Raw genomic sequence first — 18,011 nt, forward strand, 5'->3', positions numbered from 1 at the left:
CAGCGCCGCCATCCGGCAACACCCGATGATGGAGTAACGACCATGAGCTTCAATACCCCGATTGACTGGAATAGCTGTAGCCCTGAGCAGCAGCGCGAACTGCTGATGCGCCCGGCAATTTCCGCCTCTGAAAGCATCAGCCGTACGGTGGCCGAGATCCTTGAGAACGTCAAAAATAACGGCGACCGGGCGCTGCGTGAATACAGCGCAAAGTTCGATAAAACCGAGGTTGGCGCGCTGCGCGTGACCGAGGAAGAAATCCAGCAAGCCAGCAGTCGCCTGAGCAACGAGCTAAAACAAGCGATGCAGGCGGCGGTGAGAAATATTGATACTTTCCACACCGCGCAGATCCTGCCGCCGGTGGATATCGAAACCCAGCCAGGCGTGCGTTGCCAGCAGGTTACCCGCCCTATCGCTTCCGTGGGCCTGTATATTCCTGGAGGTTCGGCGCCGCTGTTTTCTACTGTATTAATGCTGGCGACCCCGGCGCGCATCGCTGGCTGTAAAAAAGTGGTGCTGTGCTCACCGCCGCCGATTGCCGATGAAATCCTCTACGCCGCGCAGCTGTGTGGCGTAAAAGAGGTGTTTAATGTGGGCGGCGCGCAGGCCATTGCCGCGCTGGCGCTGGGCACCGAATCTATTCCTAAGGTCGATAAAATCTTCGGGCCAGGCAATGCATATGTGACCGAAGCCAAACGCCAGGTTAGCCAGCGTCTTGACGGCGCGGCCATCGACATGCCTGCTGGCCCGTCCGAAGTGCTGGTTATCGCCGATAGCGGCGCGACGCCGGACTTTGTTGCCTCTGACCTGCTTTCTCAGGCAGAACACGGCCCCGACTCGCAGGTTATTCTACTGACGCCAGACGCTACGCTTGCCGAAGGCGTTGCCAAAGCCGTTGAACGCCAGCTCGCTGAGCTTTCCCGCGCTGAGACCGCACGTCAGGCACTCTCCGCCAGCCGCTTAATCGTGGCGAAAGATCTGGCGCAGTGCGTTGAAATATCTAACGCCTACGGTCCGGAACACCTGATTATTCAGACCCGCAACGCGCGTGAACTGGTTGATGAGATCACCAGCGCCGGTTCGGTGTTCCTCGGCGACTGGTCGCCAGAATCCGCAGGCGACTATGCTTCTGGCACCAACCACGTTCTTCCGACCTACGGCTATACCGCGACCTGCTCAAGCCTTGGGCTGGCTGATTTCCAGAAACGGATGACCGTACAGGAATTAACCCCACAAGGTTTCTCTGCCCTGGCCTCAACCATTGAAACACTGGCCGCTGCTGAACGACTGACTGCCCACAAAAATGCCGTCACCCTGCGCGTTAACGCCCTGAAGGAGCAAGCATGAGCACTGACAACTTTCTCAGCGTCACTGATTTAGCCCGTAAGAATGTTCGCGAATTAACGCCCTATCAGTCTGCCCGTCGTCTCGGTGGTAACGGCGATGTCTGGCTCAACGCGAATGAATACCCCACTGCCGTGGAGTTCCAGCTCAGTCAGCAGACGCTGAACCGCTACCCGGAGTGCCAGCCGAAAGCGGTGATTGAGAATTACGCGCAGTATGCTGGCGTCAAACCGGAGCAGGTGCTGGTCAGCCGCGGCGCAGATGAAGGGATCGAACTGCTGGTGCGCGCGTTTTGTGAACCCGGTAAAGATGCCATTCTCTACTGCCCGCCGACTTACGGCATGTACAGCGTCAGTGCCGAAACGATTGGCGTTGAGTGCCGCACCGTTCCGACCCTTGAGAACTGGCAACTGGATTTGCAAGGCATCGCGGACAAGCTTGATGGCGTGAAGGTAGTCTACGTTTGCAGCCCGAACAACCCAACCGGTCAGCTGATAAACCCGCAGGATCTGCGTTCACTGCTCGAAATGACGCAGGGTAAATCTATTGTGGTCGCTGATGAAGCCTATATTGAGTTTTGCCCGCAGGCCACGCTGGCAGGCTGGCTGTCTGAGTATCCGCATCTGGTGATATTACGCACGTTGTCCAAAGCGTTTGCGCTCGCCGGTTTACGCTGCGGGTTTACGCTGGCGAACGAAGAGGTTATCAATCTGCTGTTAAAAGTGATTGCCCCTTACCCGCTCTCTACGCCGGTGGCAGATATCGCCGCCCAGGCGCTGACGCCGCAAGGGATTTCCGCCATGCGTAAACGCGTAGAGCAGATCCTGGAAGAGCGTCAGTATCTGGTAGATAACCTGAAAACAATTCGCTGTGTAGAGCAGGTATTCGATTCTGAAACCAACTATGTTCTGGCGCGCTTCACCGCATCAAGTAGCGTATTTAAATCTTTGTGGGATCAGGGCATTATCTTACGAGATCAGAATAAACAACCTTCGTTAAGCGGCTGCCTGCGAATTACTGTCGGAACCCGTGAAGAGAGCCAGCGCGTCATTGACGCCTTACGTGCGGAGCAAGTATGAGCCAGAAGTATCTTTTTATTGACCGTGATGGAACCCTGATTTCCGAACCGCCAAGTGACTTTCAGGTCGATCGCTTTGACAAACTCGCCTTCGAGCCGGAAGTTGTTCCCGTTTTACTGAAACTGCAAAAAGCAGGTTTTAAGCTGGTTATGATTACCAACCAGGATGGACTCGGAACCCAGAGTTTCCCACAGGCTGATTTTGACGGTCCGCATAACCTGATGATGCAAATTTTCACCTCTCAGGGCGTGACGTTTGATGAAGTATTGATCTGCCCGCACCTGCCAGCGGACGAGTGTGATTGCCGTAAGCCAAAAGTGAAGCTGGTTGAACAGTATCTGGTTGAACAGGCCATGGATATGGCGAACAGCTACGTCATTGGCGATCGGGTGACCGATATTCAGCTCGCTGAAAACATGGGCATTAGCGGATTGCGTTACCATCGCGACACCCTAAACTGGGCGATGATCGGCGAGCAGTTGACCAAACGTGACCGCTACGCACACGTTGAGCGTAATACAAAAGAAACGCAGATTGACGTCAAAGTCTGGCTGGACCGCGAAGGCCGCAGCAAAATCAATACTGGCGTTGGCTTCTTTGACCACATGCTGGATCAAATCGCCACCCACGGCGGTTTTCGCATGGAGATTGCCGTCAAGGGCGATCTGTATATAGACGATCACCACACCGTTGAAGATACCGGTCTGGCGCTGGGCGAAGCCTTAAAGCTGGCGTTAGGCGATAAACGCGGTATCAACCGTTTTGGTTTTGTACTGCCGATGGATGAGTGCCTGGCACGTTGCGCGCTGGATATCTCCGGCCGCCCACACCTGGAGTACCGCGCGGAGTTTACCTACCAGCGCGTTGGCGATCTGAGCACGGAGATGATCGAACACTTCTTCCGTTCACTCTCCTACACCATGGGCGTCACCCTGCACCTGAAAACCAAAGGCAAAAATGACCACCACCGCGTGGAAAGCCTGTTTAAAGCCTTTGGCCGTACGCTGCGTCAGGCGATTCGTGTAGAAGGCGACACGCTGCCCTCTTCAAAAGGAGTGCTGTGATGAACGTGGTGATTCTGGACACCGGCTGCGCCAACCTGCACTCGGTAAAATCTGCCATCGCACGTCATGGATACGACCCGGTTGTCAGCCGTGACCCGGACGTGGTGCTGCGCGCCGATAAACTGTTTCTGCCGGGCGTCGGCACCGCGCAGGCGGCTATGGACCAGTTGCACGAGCGCGAACTGATTGAACTGATTAAAGCCTGTACGCAACCGGTACTGGGGATCTGTTTAGGTATGCAACTGCTGGGCCGTCGCAGCGAAGAGAGTAACGGTGTCTCCCTACTGGGCATTATTGAGCAGGACGTCCCGAAGATGACCGATTTCGGTCTGCCGCTGCCGCATATGGGCTGGAATCGCGTCTATCCGCAGGCGGGGAACCGTCTGTTCCAGGGCATTGAAGATGGTGCGTATTTCTACTTTGTACACAGCTACGCTATGCCGGTAAACCCGTGGACCATCGCCCAGTGCAATTACGGCGAACCGTTTACCGCGGCAGTACAAAAGGACAATTTCTTTGGCGTACAGTTTCACCCGGAACGTTCGGGCGCGGCTGGGGCACAGTTGCTGAAAAACTTTCTGGAGATGTAATGATTATTCCGGCATTAGATTTAATCGACGGCACGGTGGTGCGTCTTCATCAGGGCGATTACGCTAAGCAACGTGATTACGGCAACGATCCTCTCCCCCGTTTGCAGGATTATGCAGCCCAGGGTGCTGAAGTGCTGCACCTGGTTGATTTAACCGGCGCGAAAGACCCGGCACAGCGCCAGATCCCGCTGATCAAAACGCTGGTCGCTGGCGTCAACGTTCCGGTTCAGGTTGGCGGCGGCGTGCGTACAGAAGCAGACGTGGCGGCGCTTCTTGACGCAGGTGTGGCGCGCGTGGTGGTGGGTTCGACGGCGGTAAAATCCCCCGAGATAGTCAAGAGCTGGTTTGCCCGTTTTGGTTCCGACGCGCTGGTACTGGCGCTGGACGTTCGTATTGACGAGCACGGTAATAAACAGGTTGCGGTCAGTGGCTGGCAGGAAGATTCCGGGGTTTCACTGGAAGAACTGGTTGAGACCTATTTATCCGTCGGCCTGAAGCACGTGCTGTGCACCGATATCTCCCGCGACGGCACGCTGGCCGGCTCAAACGTCGCGCTGTATGAAGAAGTGTGCGCCAAATACCCGCAGGTGGCATTTCAGTCATCTGGCGGCATTGGCGGAATCGAGGACGTAGCGGCCCTGCGCGGGACCGGAGTTCGCGGCGTGATCGTCGGACGCGCCCTGCTGGAAGGAAAGTTCACCGTTGAGGAGGCCATTCAATGCTGGCAAAACGCATAATTCCTTGTCTGGACGTCCGTGACGGGCAGGTGGTAAAAGGCATCCAGTTCCGCAATCACGAGATTATTGGTGACATCGTCCCGCTGGCAAAACGCTATGCCGATGAAGGCGCAGATGAACTGGTGTTCTATGATATCACCGCTTCCAGCGATGGCCGCGTAGTGGATAAAAGCTGGGTATCACGCGTGGCGGAAGTGATCGATATTCCGTTCTGCGTAGCTGGCGGCATTAAATCCATCGACGATGCGGCGCGCATTCTCTCCTTCGGGGCGGACAAAATCTCCATCAACTCCCCGGCGCTGGCCGAACCGGAGCTTATCACCCGTCTGGCGGACCGCTTCGGCGTGCAGTGCATCGTGGTGGGCATTGATACTTGGTATGACGCCGACACCGGTAAATATCATGTAAATCAGTATACCGGAGATGAAAGCCGTACCCGCGTCACGCAGTGGGAAACACTGGACTGGGTGCAGGAGGTCCAAAAACGCGGCGCGGGCGAAATCGTCCTGAACATGATGAACCAGGACGGCGTACGTAACGGTTATGACCTGGAACAACTGAAAAAAGTACGTGACGTTTGCCACGTCCCGCTGATTGCCTCCGGTGGCGCGGGCACCATGGAACACTTTCTCGAAGCCTTCCGGGATGCCGACGTTGACGGCGCGCTTGCCGCCTCCGTCTTCCACAAACAAATTATCAATATTGGCGAATTAAAAGCGTACCTGGCAACACAGGGCGTGGAGATCAGGATATGTTAACGAAGCAACAATGCCGCGAGCTGGACTGGGAAAAAACCGACGGACTGATGCCAGTCATCGTGCAGCATGCGGTTTCCGGTGAAGTATTGATGCTGGGTTATATGAACCCGGAGGCGCTGGATAAAACGCTCGAAAGCGGCAAAGTAACCTTTTTCTCGCGGACCAAGCAGCGCCTGTGGACCAAAGGAGAGACCTCCGGTCACTTCCTGAATGTGGTGAGCATTGCGCCTGACTGCGACAACGACACCCTGCTGGTGCTGGTTAACCCGATTGGCCCGACCTGCCATAAAGGCACTTCAAGCTGCTTTGGTGACGCCAGCCACCAGTGGCTGTTCCTGTATCAGCTGGAGCAACTGCTGGCCGAACGTAAAACCGCTGACCCAGCCAGCTCCTACACCGCGAAACTGTATGCCAGCGGCACCAAACGCATCGCACAGAAAGTGGGTGAAGAAGGCGTAGAAACCGCGCTGGCCGCGACGGTGAACGACCGTTTTGAGCTGACAAATGAAGCTTCTGATCTCATGTATCACCTGCTGGTGCTGCTGCAAGACCAGGATCTCGACCTGACGACAGTGATTGAGAATTTACGTAAGCGTCATCAGTAAGTTGCAGATATGAAAAAACCGGGCACTGCCCGGTTTTTTGTTGTCAGCTTTAGACTTACTCAGCTTTGGCTTTGTAACCACGCAGAGCATTTCGCCCCAGCACCACGCCTGCACCAATCATCCCACCGAGCAGAACCGCCAGCACGAGGGTAATCGCTTTTTTCGGGCTGTCACGACGAATCGGTAACGTTGGTTTCATCACATAGCGGTAGGCGTGTAACTCAGCCCCTTCAAGCTTAAGGCTTTCGATATCCAACAGCTTTTGCTTGGTCTGGAAGTAGTTATCAGACAATATCAAAGGGCGTGTAGATTCGTGCTCAATCATGGACTTCAGGGCATCACTACCCAACAGGAACATACTGTCCTGCGTCACATCCTGCGTCTGCTGAATTTGCGGCTTAATCACCCCGGCCTGCTCTGCATAACGCAGCGCTTCCTGAATTTGCTTAATTCGCAGATCTTTTTGCTCCTGAGCGACCACTTCCTGAGTTTTCAGAGAGTCTTGCAACGTGGTTGTTTGCAACTTGATATTATCAACCAGGTCAAGCTCCAGCTCTTTAGCAACCTTTTCATCTGTTTGTTGAATGTATTCGGCGAGCTGACGCTGAGCGTCTTCTGGTGAGCTACCCACATAAGAAACCGCCAACGGCAGCGGTTGGCCTTTAACAGATTGTTCAATTGACAGTTTCTGTGGTTCTTCCTGATTATCAAGCGTTTCAGCCAATGCAGAGAGAGAAGTACTGAAACGACCAACCACGTTTGTCTGCAGTTCAGTAGCCTTGGGGGCGCTGACACCATACAACACATTGAGGGCGTTGTTATATGTGGCGATCTGACCAACATCCGGTTGAGTAATAATGGCTGTTGAGGTCCATTTCTCCTTAGCAACTGCCAGATAGCCCACAGCAAGCACTATGGCAATAACAATCGCGATAACGATTGTTACTTTCCCACGCCATAACTGTACCAGTAAATCAATCAGATCAATCTGTTCCGGATCGTGACTGCGCCCGGACATGTTGTTATCACTTACAGACATAGAAACCCTAGATAAGGAAAGACTTAAACTGGGATTAGTTTAGCTATAAATTGAGGCAATGCCATAGGATTAATGATAAAAAAATCAAATTGTTTCAGGGATTTTGATTGGTTTTTCAAACACTACTGGAATACGATACGTTTATAAAGTGGACTGATGCAGACACGCAATGGACGTAGAGACGCGCAAGCCCGCGGCCAGCATGCGCCCTATCACGTCGACAATATCGGCAATAGTTAACCGGTTGAGCTAATGGACTATATCCAGGCTTTGGAAGATGCACTGAGTATTGAAGCGAAGAAAAATATGCTACCGCTACTGCCAGGTGATGTGCTGGAAACCAGCGCGGACACTAAAGCACTGTATGAGGTAATTGGTTTTAAACCTGAAACCACGATAAAAGATAGGGTGAAGAACTTTGTTGACTGGTACCGTGATTTCTACAAAGTTTGATTACTGGCCTGATTAAAATAAAAAAGGCCTTATATTAAGGCCTTTTTTATGGAGACGAGATTAATCACTACCAAACAAATCGCGGGTATATACTTTTTCTGCAACATCAGCTAATTCTGACACCATGCGGTTAGAAATAATAATGTCTGCTTCGTTTTTGAACGTATTAAGATCACGCACTACCCGAGAGTGGAAAAATTCGTCCTCTTCTACGACGGGTTCGTAAATAATCACGGGCACGCCCTTTGCCTTAATGCGCTTCATGATGCCCTGAATGGATGATGCACGGAAATTATCGGAACCGCTTTTCATAATTAAACGGTATACGCCAACTACTTTAGGTTGACGGGCAAGAATAGAGTCTGCAATAAAGTCCTTACGCGTACGGTTAGCATCAACGATTGCGCCAATAATGTTATTCGGCACAGATGCATAATTCGCCAACAGCTGCTTAGTATCTTTCGGTAGACAGTAGCCGCCATAGCCGAATGACGGATTGTTGTAGTGATTACCGATACGCGGATCCAGGCACACTCCTTCAATAATCTGCCGTGAGTTCAGACCAAGGCTTTCGGCATAGCTATCCAGCTCGTTAAAGTAGGCCACACGTAACGCCAGATAGGTGTTAGCAAACAACTTGATGGCTTCGGCTTCAGTCGAGTCAGTAAATAAGGTCGGGATATCTTTCTTCACCGCCCCTTCCAGCAGCAACCCGGCAAAGCGCTCGGCACGTTCAGAACGTTCACCAATAACAATACGGGACGGGTGCAGGTTGTCGTATAGAGCTTTACCCTCACGCAGGAATTCAGGGGAGAAGATGATATTATCTGTTCTATATTTTTGACGCATTGATTGAGTAAAACCGACAGGAACTGTCGATTTTATTATCATTATGGCATCTGGATTTATTTCAATAACATCCCTTATGACTGACTCGACACTGCTAGTATCAAAGTAATTAGTTTTAGGATCGTAGTCTGTTGGGGTTGCAATAATAACAAACTCTGCACTCTGATAAGCGTAGTATTTATCTAGTGTAGCTTCGAATTTTATATCTTTTGATTGCAGATACTGTTCAATTTCTTGATCAACTATCGGAGACATCCTATTATTTAGCATCTCGACACGTGAGGGAACAATGTCCAGAGCAATGACCTTATGATGTTGGGCGATAAGAAGACTATTTGACAGACCAACATACCCAGTACCAGAAATGGTGATTTTCATTTCATGCTCTCAGTATTATCTTAATATTTAATCATGATGCCGTACATCTTGATAAGAGGATAATGTTTTAACTTTTTTTTGAATATCATGTCAACGAAGCTTAAAACAATTAAGATTTTCTTTATCAGATTACGCCAGGAATATTAAGAAAAGATTAAGCAATCAACTTAAATCAATAGAATTTGAGATAAAAAAAGCCCGGTCAAAAAACCGGGCTAGTGTACGTCAGAAGACTTACTCCATCCATTCGGTGTGGAATACACCTTCTTTATCTGTGCGTTTATACGTATGTGCACCAAAGTAGTCACGCTGGGCCTGGATCAGGTTAGCCGGCAGTACCGCAGAACGGTAGCTGTCGTAGTAGGCTACCGCTGCTGAGAAGGTCGGTACCGGAATACCGTTCTGCACAGCATAAGCCACTACATCACGCAGCGCTTGCTGATATTCATCAGCGATATTTTTAAAGTACGGAGCCAGCAGCAGGTTCGCGATGCCTTTGTTTTCAGCATACGCGTCAGTAATTTTCTGCAGGAACTGCGCACGAATGATGCAGCCCGCGCGGAAAATCTTCGCGATTTCGCCGTAGTTCAGATCCCAGTTGTACTCGTCAGACGCCGCACGCAGCTGAGAGAAGCCCTGTGCGTAGGAGACGATCTTGCCCAGGTACAGCGCGCGACGGACTTTCTCAATGAACTCGGCTTTATCGCCAGCCAGTTTAGCCTGCGGGCCGGACAGCACTTTAGATGCCGCAACGCGCTGGTCTTTCAAAGAAGAGATGTAGCGCGCGAATACAGACTCAGTGATCAGCGACAGCGGTTCGCCCAGATCCAGAGAGCTCTGGCTGGTCCATTTACCGGTGCCTTTGTTCGCCGCTTCGTCAAGGATCACATCAACCAAGTATTTACCGTCTTCATCTTTTTTGGTGAAGATGTCTTTAGTGATGTCGATCAGGTAACTGCTCAGCTCGCCTTCATTCCACTCGGTGAAGGTGGTAGCCAGCTCTTCGTTAGACAGGTTCAGGCCGCCTTTCAGCAGGGAATAAGCTTCAGCAATCAGCTGCATGTCGCCGTATTCAATACCGTTATGCACCATCTTCACATAGTGACCTGCACCATCAGCACCGATGTAGGTTACGCACGGTTCACCATCTTCGGCAACAGCGGCAATCTTGGTCAGGATAGGCGCAACCAGCTCATACGCTTCTTTCTGGCCACCAGGCATGATAGATGGTCCTTTCAGAGCGCCCTCTTCACCGCCGGATACTCCGGTACCGATGAAGTTAAAACCTTCCGCGGACAGTTCACGGTTACGACGGATAGTGTCCTGGAAGAAGGTGTTACCACCATCAATGATGATGTCGCCTTTATCAAGGTACGGCTTCAGGGAATCGATAGCAGCATCAGTTCCCGCCCCTGCTTTTACCATTAACAGGATACGACGTGGGGTTTCAAGAGACTCGACGAACTCTTTCACCGTGTAATAAGGAACCAGTTTCTTACCCGGGTTCTCGGCAACAACTTCTTCAGTTTTCTCGCGGGAGCGGTTGAAGATGGAGACGGTATAACCGCGGCTTTCGATGTTGAGCGCCAGGTTGCGCCCCATCACTGCCATACCGACGACGCCGATCTGTTGCTTGGACATTACATACTCCTGTCATTTTCGATAACTAATGGTCAGATAACACATTGTAAGAAACATCGGTAAATACATTGGATTTTAAAAAAAATACAATAAGAAAATTAACTTTTATAGACCTTACTTACAGAATCGTTACGCGCATTGAGAGTAAAGTGGTTCTGTACGTAGATTCTGGCATTTTCTGCATGCTGCGACAACATATCAGGATATTGATAATACTGTTTTATTAAAAAAGCCAATTTCTCATCATCAGCAACCTCAAATAAAAATCCGTTATATCCATTTTTAACAAGGTCATTATTTCCTGGTATATTTGTTACCAAACATGGTAGCCCACAACTCATGGCTTCGAGTATGGCTAGCGGCATCCCCTCCCAAAGTGAAGGTAAAACAAATATATTATGCTGTGGTAACAGTTCAGCGATATTATCCTTCCAGCCAAGGAAGTTTATATTCTCGGAATAATTACTAGCAAGATTTTTCAGTTCATGCATAAGTTCACCATCACCAACGTAGGTGACGCTGACACAAACATTTTCATCAAGTAACTTTTTTATCGCACGAAAGAGTGTTTTAGGATCCTTCTGCGGCCACAGTCTGCCAACCATAATGAGTTTGATCTTTTTTGACGACTTAGCAGTCATATTTGGAACAAACTTATCAGTGTCAACTCCATTAGGTATTATATGTACTTTTTCCGCTGAATATCCCAACCTGTTGATAGCAATATTTTTATCGCCTTCATTAAGGACGATCAGTTCATCAGTAAAAAACTTCGCAAACCACTCTAAAAAAAGATATAGAAAATATGTTTTTTTAGACGTTGCAGCAGGAAAAGCATATCCATGCACTGTATGGATAACTTTCCGAACACCCGCAAATTTAGCTGCAATACGTCCAAGCACACCAGTTTTTGATGAGTGAGTATGAATTACATCAAAATTCTCTTTGCGTATCAATTTAAATAATGCTAACAGCGCCTTCAGATCCCTGACAATAGAAATCTCACGACAAAATTCTGGAATAGTATAGCAAGGAACATTAATTTCGTTTAACGCATCTGTCAATGGGCCTTCGTTTGCGCACACAAGCGAGTAATCAAAATCCCTCTTCAGGTGCATTATTTCATTAAGGCTGACTCGCTGTACACCACTTAACAAGGGAAGTAATTGTACATGCAATATTTTAATTCGTTGTTGCATAAATAACAATACGCTCGACATTTGATAGTATATGAACTGGTAATTAAACCATAGATTCTACATTAGAACTCATCTTTGTATATTGATATCCAATGCTGTGTAATGTTTTGGAGAGAGAAAAGTCTCAATATTCGTTTACGATTATTTACGCCTATATTGTTTCGTTCTTCATGAGACAAGCCTAACGCAGTATTAATCTCATCCAGCAATCGAGATGGATTATTAATAGGTACAAGGAATTGTGTAGACCCCATGACTTCACTAACACCTCCGGCATCGGTTGCAATGACTACCCTGCCACAGGCCATAGCTTCAGCGACAACTAAACCGAATCCCTCCCACGCTGAAGAAAGAACAAAAATATCGCTAGCGGATAACCATCCTTCTACATTTTTTTGTATTCCCAACCAATGAACTCGATCTGATATTCCTAACTGCTGAGAAAGCGATATCAATTCATTTTTAAGCGGCCCCGCTCCAATTATCGCCAATTTTGTTTTATAAGCAGGATCTATTTTGGCGAAAGCATGGAGTAGATTAGGATAATTTTTTGCAGTTGTTAATCTGCCAATTGCTATTAACAACTGCGTGTCCTCAGATATCCGTAGTTGATTACGTAGCCGCATACGTGAATCAGAAGAAAAGGTAAACCGATTAGTATCGATACCATTATAGACTAAAATCATGCTTTCCCGCTTTGCGGCTTTGGATTGTATGAAAGCTTCAACGGCTTCCTGGCTTACGTTGGTTGAAATATCAGCAAGGCGATCGGTGAGTCGATAAGCTAACATGCGAACTTTTCCACCCTCGTTAGTATTGTGTGCAGTACAAACTAAGCGCGGAATAGACAATGTTAAACGTAATAATCTTGCAAAGATATTAGCATGAACCATATGGCTATGAACAACATCAGGCTTTATTTTTTTTATGAGTTTCCGAGTCTTAATATATGCTTTGATAAATCCAAGAATTGTTTTATCCATACTAAGAGTAATAACCTTTACCTTTTCATTAGGAAAAACCTCTTGAATATTAACAAGTGAAATGATGGTAATGTCATGATTCAAATCAGCCAAAGCATTAGCAAGGCTACATACTTGCATCTCAGCGCCGCCCATTCCTAGCCCAGTAATGATCATAACTATTTTCATTTCATCTTCTCATATATGAAGCACTGAAAAAAACGAATCATCATCTTTATTTTTTTTATAATTTTTGTTTCGCGAAAAAATTGATCTGCATAAAAAACACGAAAGCTATATGGATATTTTTTCAATTGTTTCTTGAAGTTTTTAGTAAGACCATCATCAAGAAACTCGGCTAAATAAATGACCTTGTTCGCGTTGAATCTAATCTTACCTTCATCCGTTATCTTATTCCAAATATATAACTCAGGAATAAACCTCTCATTTTTATAGAAAGGAAATGGATGTTGTAACATACTCCATTTTTTGAAACAGTAGGCTAAATCAGCTTGAAAAACACCACTTGCTTCAGTTGCACTCAAATAAATTATTGGTTCTTTAAAGTTAGGAGGAACACCCCAAATAGAACCTTCAAATGTTGCTCTTCTAAACCCGACACCAGAGAAAGAGATTTGTGTCTTTTCTGCTTCTACTATCTCAGCTATTAATGAACTTACCGCATCATTAGTTAATGCGTCATCACTATCCACAATAAATATATAATCAAATTGGCACAGTGGCAACCCCGTATTAATAGCACCAGGCTTACCTTTGTTTTGTTGATACAAATAATTAATTCGTATCTTGTTCTCGGAAATAAATGTATCAATTAAAATTCTAGACTCGTCAACACTTCCATCATCCACAATTACCCATTCAAAATTCAAGCAATCTTGCGAACATAAAGAATCATATAATCTTTTTAAGGTATGTTGTCGGTTGTAGGTCGGTGTCATAATTGAAATCATGCGTCAAACTTCCTTCGCAAAAAAAACTTTATCAAAAGCATTAAAAAGCTATTATTCAATGAAAACCTCCCTCGAATTAAATATTTCAACTGTGTTGACTTATTATTGGCATGACCAAATTTAATAAAACAGCGAAATGTTTTTGCTCTTTTTGCGTCTAACCTATTCCCATAAGTTTCAAAAAAAGACTCTTTAACAATAAAATGTTTTTTAGAAAGCAGATAGTTTACTTCAGAATTAATTTTCCCAATTAATTTTTCAATTAGTTTTCCATTAAAACTTTTCATCCCAGTCACAGCCTTCGCGTGCTGGCGGTAAAGCATAAGCTTTTTGGGTAAAAAATAGACTTCACCAAGCGCATGAGCAGCCAAACTGGCAATATCATCATGAAGGTAGATCGCACCCTTATATTCTGATAAAAATTTAACCATTGCTTGGTTAAACATAATAGAACACCCTTGATACCCGCCATTAAAAAAAAGGAATCCACTTAGATCATTTGCATGGTTATGAGATATGCCACTAAAGTCAATGTCCCCGGTTTCATCAGAAAAAGCATACCCGTCAGCATACACAATAGAGGGATTATTGTTATCTGCCAAATTCACACTTTCGGCATATTCAACCATATCACTAATTTTATTTTCAAACCAAATATCATCTTGATCGCAAAAAATGGTATATTCAGAATCAGAATACTTAGCTAATGAAATAAAATTTTTCCCCGGCCCCTGACGAGATATATTGTTATTGACAAAATGAATCCTGGCATCCAAACACTCAAATTCTGTAATAATATCAATAGTGTTATCATTGGAACCATCATCCTGAATGAATAATTTCCATGACTTAAATTTTTGTTGTTGAAGAGAGAGCAATTGATTTCTTAGATGCTCGCCTCCGTTATATGTCGCCATCAATATAGTTACTGTTTTATTTTGCATATTACCGTGAATCACCATAATAAAAACATAAAAAATAGTTTGATATTATCAGAAAGACTAGCTATTGGATTATTTGCAAAAAAAGAGGATACTTACAGCAAGTACAATATAAAAACGAGTTAACTTTACTTTGCCAAAGCACAAATAAATGCAAAAAAACTCCGTATAACATAGCACCTAAATCTACACTATATAAAGAAAAGTCTTGGTAAACAGTTATATAGCATTGTATAACGTTAATTGGAACCGAAACATCAATATAATTGAGAACTGTCAGCATTGCTTCAACTACAGACAGCCCCATTTTATCTGTAACTGCATACAAAAATCTAAAAGTTTATTCCTCTGTACAGCTTCGAAAATTTTCTACAACGACTTCATTTATTTGAACAATAGTACTGTAAATTAGCGTTGAATGAGACGGTTCATCAATGGTTAAAATAAAACATATAGTAGCGTACCATATCAAAAATGTATAAGCTTTGATGGATGGAAATTAATAACATCATTAGAAGTGATTCATTCAATTACGCTTACCAGAAACCATGCGATACAATGCGAAATAAAGGCCAGAACAAATTAATTTTAATATAATTAGAAACGCATCTAACTTTAGAAAAGACTTCCATAACAGATATATATCATGGCTAACTAGCCCTTCTATTTGATGATGACCATTTTTATCTTATTAAGCTATAGTTATCTATCAAGCTTTCGGTCAATTAGAGACAATAATAAATAATCCACACCCATTCTTATTGTCCAAGCAATGGCTGCACCAATAATGCCGTGGTTTTTTATCAAATAAAATAACATTGCCAAATATGGTACTAATTCAAAAAGATGGATATAGGCCGTAATCCTTGCAAATCCACGCGATTGAATGCTTGCAAAAGGCACCTGAGCCAACGAGTTCAATACAAATCCAACTAGCAAAATAGACAGTACCATTGCTGATAATCCTGCAAACGCGGGTCCCATCCAAAGAGTCATCATCCAATTCCCTGCCACTAGTCCAATTAATAGCAACGGTAAAGTTATTAACAGCAACAACAAGGTTACTATTTTTTTACTACGTCTTCTTTCAATTGCGTTGGTTGACGAACTTAACCGAGGGAATATGGCTCGGGCAAATGCTCCGGGGATAATACCTAATCTTGCTACAGCTTCAGATGGTGCTGTATAAAATGCAACAACTGCAGCACCTAGCTGGTTAGAAACGATAAACCTGTCAAAATAAGCCATCAGTGGACTAATGATATTACTGACTGTGATCCAACCTCCAAACATCAATAAACGTTTCAGCGTTGAGCCGCTAAAAAAAAGTTTCGATTGAATTATAATATTCTTACACAGAAAGAAAGCAAAAACCAAACAAAATAACCTTGATATAACCAATCCGATAATAGCGAATTCTAGAGTTGGGCGAATGTAAATAAAAACCACAGGTAATAAAGAAAGCAGTGAGCCAGTGATGGATTTATAAATATTAAGAATACCGAATCTTTCTTCTCCTTCAAGAATGGCTAACCATATCTGTGTCACAAGAAAGATTGGAATTGAAAGTGCTAAAATTTTTAAAGAATTCACAACATGCTGATGTAGAGCAGAACTAATCTTGAGTAGATCAGTAACCGTATCGCTAAAAAAATATAGTACCAGTGTTGCGATGACACCCATTATTATAACCAACAATGATGCCGTAGATATTATTTTCTTTTTTTCTTCCAACTCATCACGAAAAATAGATATTTCTCGGATGACAGCACGGGTTAACCCCACATCAAAAATACTGGCATAGCCTACTATTGCGAGTGCAAGAGTAAATATACCGAACATTTCCGCACCTAATACCCGCCCCAATAGTCCCAAAGCAGGAATAGTGATAATCGCAGGTACAATATAGCCAGCAACATTCCAGATGCTATTTTTTATTATACTCATTCAAATAGCTCATTCACCGGAATAGTATTCAGCAGAGAAGCTCCCTCATCCTTAGGTGAGAGTTTCAAATCGACATTAATCGGCCACTGGATGTTGAGGTTCGGATCGTCATATCTGATGGCCCGTTCCGACTGCGATTTATAGTAGTTAGTGGTTTTATACACAAACTCAGCTGTCTCACTCAGCACCAAAAAACCGTGGGCAAATCCTTCAGGGATCCACAGCTGCCGCTTGTTATCAGCAGAAAGAGTGGCCCCAATCCACTGACCAAACGTGGTAGATGATTTACGAATATCGACTGCAATGTCATAGACTTCGCCTTCGATGCAGCGAACAAGTTTACCCTGAGCATATGGGGCTAACTGAAAGTGTAGCCCACGCAATACACCTTTACTAGATTTAGAGTGGTTATCTTGGACAAATTCAACTTTTCGTCCGATGGCATCCTCAAAAATACGTTGATTATAACTTTCGAAAAAGAAGCCACGATTGTCGCTAAATACCTTCGGTTCAAAAATCAATACGTCAGGAATAGCGGTTTTAATCACATTCATTACTTAGTAACCTTTAATCATTTTCAGCAGGTACTGACCATAAATATTTTTAGCGAGAGGGGCCGCCAGTTTTTTGACCTGCCCTGCATCAATAAAGCCTTTACGAAAGGCGATCTCTTCCGGACAGGAGACTTTCAGCCCCTGGCGTTCTTCTATGGTCTGGATAAAATTGCTAGCTTCGATCAGACTTTGATGTGTTCCTGTATCCAACCAAGCGTATCCACGGCCCATAATAGCTACAGATAGATCACCCTGCTCTAGGTAGAGCCGGTTGATATCGGTAATTTCCAATTCGCCTCGGGAAGACGGCTCTAGACACTTAGCCATATCCACTACCCGGTTGTCATAAAAGTAGAGACCTGTCACCGCGTAGTTACTTTTGGGTTCCAAGGGCTTCTCTTCAAGTGATATAGCTGTACCATCGCGATCAAATTCCACGACTCCATAACGCTCGGGATCGTTGACATGATAAGCAAAAACAGTCGCGCCACACTCTTTATTCAAGGCGGCCTCTAGCTGCTTAGGAAGATCATGTCCGTAGAAAATGTTATCACCTAGTACCAAGGCACAGTTATCGTCACCAATAAACTCTTCACCAATAATAAATGCCTGGGCTAGGCCATCCGGCGTCGGTTGTACTTTATACTGTATATTTAGTCCCCACTGGCTACCGTCGCCCAATAACTGTTCAAATCGCGGGGTATCCTGTGGGGTACTAATAATCAAGATGTCACGAATCCCTGCCAGCATCAGCGTGGAAAGCGGATAATAGATCATAGGCTTATCATAGATCGGCAGCAGTTGCTTGCTTACAGCCATAGTGACTGGATAAAGACGAGTTCCTGAGCCGCCAGCTAAAATAATCCCTTTACGCGTTTTCATTTCATCATCTCTTTGTGT

General features: G+C 45.7%; 17 protein-coding genes and 1 pseudogene. 8 read left to right on the forward strand and 10 right to left on the reverse strand.

All coding sequences use genetic code 11. From position 1 onward, the window contains the following. Positions 1–42: 42 nt before the first annotated feature. From hisD to hisIE, 7 genes are read left to right on the forward strand one after another with little or no spacing between them, the layout of a single operon-like run. Positions 43–1,347, forward strand: a complete 1,305-nt coding sequence (gene hisD / locus OGX94_RS18045) for a histidinol dehydrogenase (protein WP_063940463.1) — start codon at positions 43–45, stop codon at positions 1,345–1,347. Continuing rightward, entirely contained in the window at positions 1,344–2,423 is a 1,080-nt protein-coding gene (gene hisC / locus OGX94_RS18050; RefSeq protein WP_063940464.1) for a histidinol-phosphate transaminase, read from the forward strand. Before hisD ends, hisC begins: the two co-directional genes overlap by 4 nt. After that, the gene (hisB, locus tag OGX94_RS18055; RefSeq protein WP_032943910.1) at positions 2,420–3,487 is read left to right on the forward strand and encodes a bifunctional histidinol-phosphatase/imidazoleglycerol-phosphate dehydratase HisB; all 1,068 of its coding nucleotides are present in this window, start codon (positions 2,420–2,422) and stop codon (positions 3,485–3,487) included. Before hisC ends, hisB begins: the two co-directional genes overlap by 4 nt. Beyond that, positions 3,487–4,077, forward strand: coding sequence for an imidazole glycerol phosphate synthase subunit HisH (hisH, locus tag OGX94_RS18060; RefSeq protein WP_257661852.1), 591 nt, complete (start codon positions 3,487–3,489; stop codon positions 4,075–4,077). The genes hisB and hisH overlap by 1 nt, the downstream gene beginning before the upstream one ends. Then, on the forward strand, positions 4,077–4,814 hold the full coding sequence (gene hisA, locus OGX94_RS18065; RefSeq protein ID WP_257661851.1) for a 1-(5-phosphoribosyl)-5-[(5-phosphoribosylamino)methylideneamino]imidazole-4-carboxamide isomerase: 738 nt from the start codon (positions 4,077–4,079) through the stop codon (positions 4,812–4,814). The genes hisH and hisA overlap by 1 nt, the downstream gene beginning before the upstream one ends. Then, positions 4,796–5,572 (forward strand): imidazole glycerol phosphate synthase subunit HisF, encoded by a 777-nt coding sequence (gene hisF / locus OGX94_RS18070; RefSeq protein ID WP_003834199.1) that lies wholly within the window; start codon positions 4,796–4,798, stop codon positions 5,570–5,572. The genes hisA and hisF overlap by 19 nt, the downstream gene beginning before the upstream one ends. Continuing rightward, complete coding sequence (hisIE, locus tag OGX94_RS18075; RefSeq protein WP_000956425.1) at positions 5,566–6,177, forward strand: bifunctional phosphoribosyl-AMP cyclohydrolase/phosphoribosyl-ATP diphosphatase HisIE; 612 nt, start codon at positions 5,566–5,568, stop codon at positions 6,175–6,177. The genes hisF and hisIE overlap by 7 nt, the downstream gene beginning before the upstream one ends. Before the next feature lie 55 nt (positions 6,178–6,232). Here the strand turns inward: hisIE and wzzB are convergent, their stop codons facing one another. Then, positions 6,233–7,216: an LPS O-antigen chain length determinant protein WzzB gene (wzzB, locus tag OGX94_RS18080; protein ID WP_063940466.1), complete on the reverse strand. Its 984-nt coding sequence runs from the start codon at positions 7,214–7,216 to the stop codon at positions 6,233–6,235. Between the two features lie 204 nt (positions 7,217–7,420). Here wzzB and OGX94_RS18085 point away from each other — a divergent pair. After that, positions 7,421–7,669, forward strand: a pseudogene (locus tag OGX94_RS18085) (protein CapI); the annotation flags it as partial. Between the two features lie 60 nt (positions 7,670–7,729). Here OGX94_RS18085 and ugd read toward each other — a convergent pair. From ugd to rfbA, 9 genes are all read right to left on the reverse strand, one after another. Further along, positions 7,730–8,896, reverse strand: a complete 1,167-nt coding sequence (ugd, locus tag OGX94_RS18090; protein ID WP_197385730.1) for a UDP-glucose 6-dehydrogenase — start codon at positions 8,894–8,896, stop codon at positions 7,730–7,732. Between the two features lie 234 nt (positions 8,897–9,130). Next, on the reverse strand, positions 9,131–10,537 hold the full coding sequence (gene gnd, locus OGX94_RS18095; protein WP_125112543.1) for an NADP-dependent phosphogluconate dehydrogenase: 1,407 nt from the start codon (positions 10,535–10,537) through the stop codon (positions 9,131–9,133). A 98-nt stretch (positions 10,538–10,635) separates the two neighbouring features. Beyond that, positions 10,636–11,736: a glycosyltransferase family 4 protein gene (locus OGX94_RS18100; protein ID WP_257661849.1), complete on the reverse strand. Its 1,101-nt coding sequence runs from the start codon at positions 11,734–11,736 to the stop codon at positions 10,636–10,638. Positions 11,737–11,798: 62 nt separating this feature from the next. Further along, entirely contained in the window at positions 11,799–12,887 is a 1,089-nt protein-coding gene (locus tag OGX94_RS18105) for a glycosyltransferase (RefSeq protein WP_257661848.1), read from the reverse strand. Continuing rightward, positions 12,884–13,669, reverse strand: a complete 786-nt coding sequence (locus OGX94_RS18110; protein ID WP_257661847.1) for a glycosyltransferase family A protein — start codon at positions 13,667–13,669, stop codon at positions 12,884–12,886. The genes OGX94_RS18105 and OGX94_RS18110 overlap by 4 nt, the downstream gene beginning before the upstream one ends. Next, complete coding sequence (locus tag OGX94_RS18115; protein WP_257661846.1) at positions 13,666–14,613, reverse strand: glycosyltransferase; 948 nt, start codon at positions 14,611–14,613, stop codon at positions 13,666–13,668. Before OGX94_RS18115 ends, OGX94_RS18110 begins: the two co-directional genes overlap by 4 nt. 699 nt (positions 14,614–15,312) lie before the next feature. After that, positions 15,313–16,557, reverse strand: a complete 1,245-nt coding sequence (locus tag OGX94_RS18120) for a flippase (RefSeq protein WP_257661845.1) — start codon at positions 16,555–16,557, stop codon at positions 15,313–15,315. Further along, on the reverse strand, positions 16,554–17,111 hold the full coding sequence (rfbC, locus tag OGX94_RS18125) for a dTDP-4-dehydrorhamnose 3,5-epimerase (RefSeq protein WP_257661844.1): 558 nt from the start codon (positions 17,109–17,111) through the stop codon (positions 16,554–16,556). The genes OGX94_RS18120 and rfbC overlap by 4 nt, the downstream gene beginning before the upstream one ends. Positions 17,112–17,114: 3 nt before the next feature. Next, a complete protein-coding gene (gene rfbA, locus OGX94_RS18130; RefSeq protein WP_257661843.1) occupies positions 17,115–17,993 on the reverse strand; it encodes a glucose-1-phosphate thymidylyltransferase RfbA in 879 nt (292 codons plus the stop codon). Between the last annotated feature and the right edge of the window lie 18 nt (positions 17,994–18,011).

This window comes from Citrobacter sp. Cpo037, assembly GCF_030332945.1.
GTDB lineage: Bacteria > Pseudomonadota > Gammaproteobacteria > Enterobacterales > Enterobacteriaceae > Citrobacter > Citrobacter portucalensis.

Bases quoted from the DNA above. Each gene is read 5' to 3' on its own strand.
- hisD (WP_063940463.1), top strand. From the start codon at position 43: ATGAGCTTCAATACCCCGATTGACTGGAATAGCTGTAGCCCTGAGCAG.
- hisC (WP_063940464.1), top strand. From the start codon at position 1,344: ATGAGCACTGACAACTTTCTCAGCGTCACTGATTTAGCCCGTAAGAAT.
- hisB (WP_032943910.1), top strand. From the start codon at position 2,420: ATGAGCCAGAAGTATCTTTTTATTGACCGTGATGGAACCCTGATTTCC.
- hisH (WP_257661852.1), top strand. From the start codon at position 3,487: ATGAACGTGGTGATTCTGGACACCGGCTGCGCCAACCTGCACTCGGTA.
- hisA (WP_257661851.1), top strand. From the start codon at position 4,077: ATGATTATTCCGGCATTAGATTTAATCGACGGCACGGTGGTGCGTCTT.
- hisF (WP_003834199.1), top strand. From the start codon at position 4,796: ATGCTGGCAAAACGCATAATTCCTTGTCTGGACGTCCGTGACGGGCAG.
- hisIE (WP_000956425.1), top strand. From the start codon at position 5,566: ATGTTAACGAAGCAACAATGCCGCGAGCTGGACTGGGAAAAAACCGAC.
- wzzB (WP_063940466.1), bottom strand. From the start codon at position 7,216: ATGTCTGTAAGTGATAACAACATGTCCGGGCGCAGTCACGATCCGGAA.
- ugd (WP_197385730.1), bottom strand. From the start codon at position 8,896: ATGAAAATCACCATTTCTGGTACTGGGTATGTTGGTCTGTCAAATAGT.
- gnd (WP_125112543.1), bottom strand. From the start codon at position 10,537: ATGTCCAAGCAACAGATCGGCGTCGTCGGTATGGCAGTGATGGGGCGC.
- OGX94_RS18100 (WP_257661849.1), bottom strand. From the start codon at position 11,736: ATGCAACAACGAATTAAAATATTGCATGTACAATTACTTCCCTTGTTA.
- OGX94_RS18105 (WP_257661848.1), bottom strand. From the start codon at position 12,887: ATGAAAATAGTTATGATCATTACTGGGCTAGGAATGGGCGGCGCTGAG.
- OGX94_RS18110 (WP_257661847.1), bottom strand. From the start codon at position 13,669: ATGATTTCAATTATGACACCGACCTACAACCGACAACATACCTTAAAA.
- OGX94_RS18115 (WP_257661846.1), bottom strand. From the start codon at position 14,613: ATGCAAAATAAAACAGTAACTATATTGATGGCGACATATAACGGAGGC.
- OGX94_RS18120 (WP_257661845.1), bottom strand. From the start codon at position 16,557: ATGAGTATAATAAAAAATAGCATCTGGAATGTTGCTGGCTATATTGTA.
- rfbC (WP_257661844.1), bottom strand. From the start codon at position 17,111: ATGAATGTGATTAAAACCGCTATTCCTGACGTATTGATTTTTGAACCG.
- rfbA (WP_257661843.1), bottom strand. From the start codon at position 17,993: ATGAAAACGCGTAAAGGGATTATTTTAGCTGGCGGCTCAGGAACTCGT.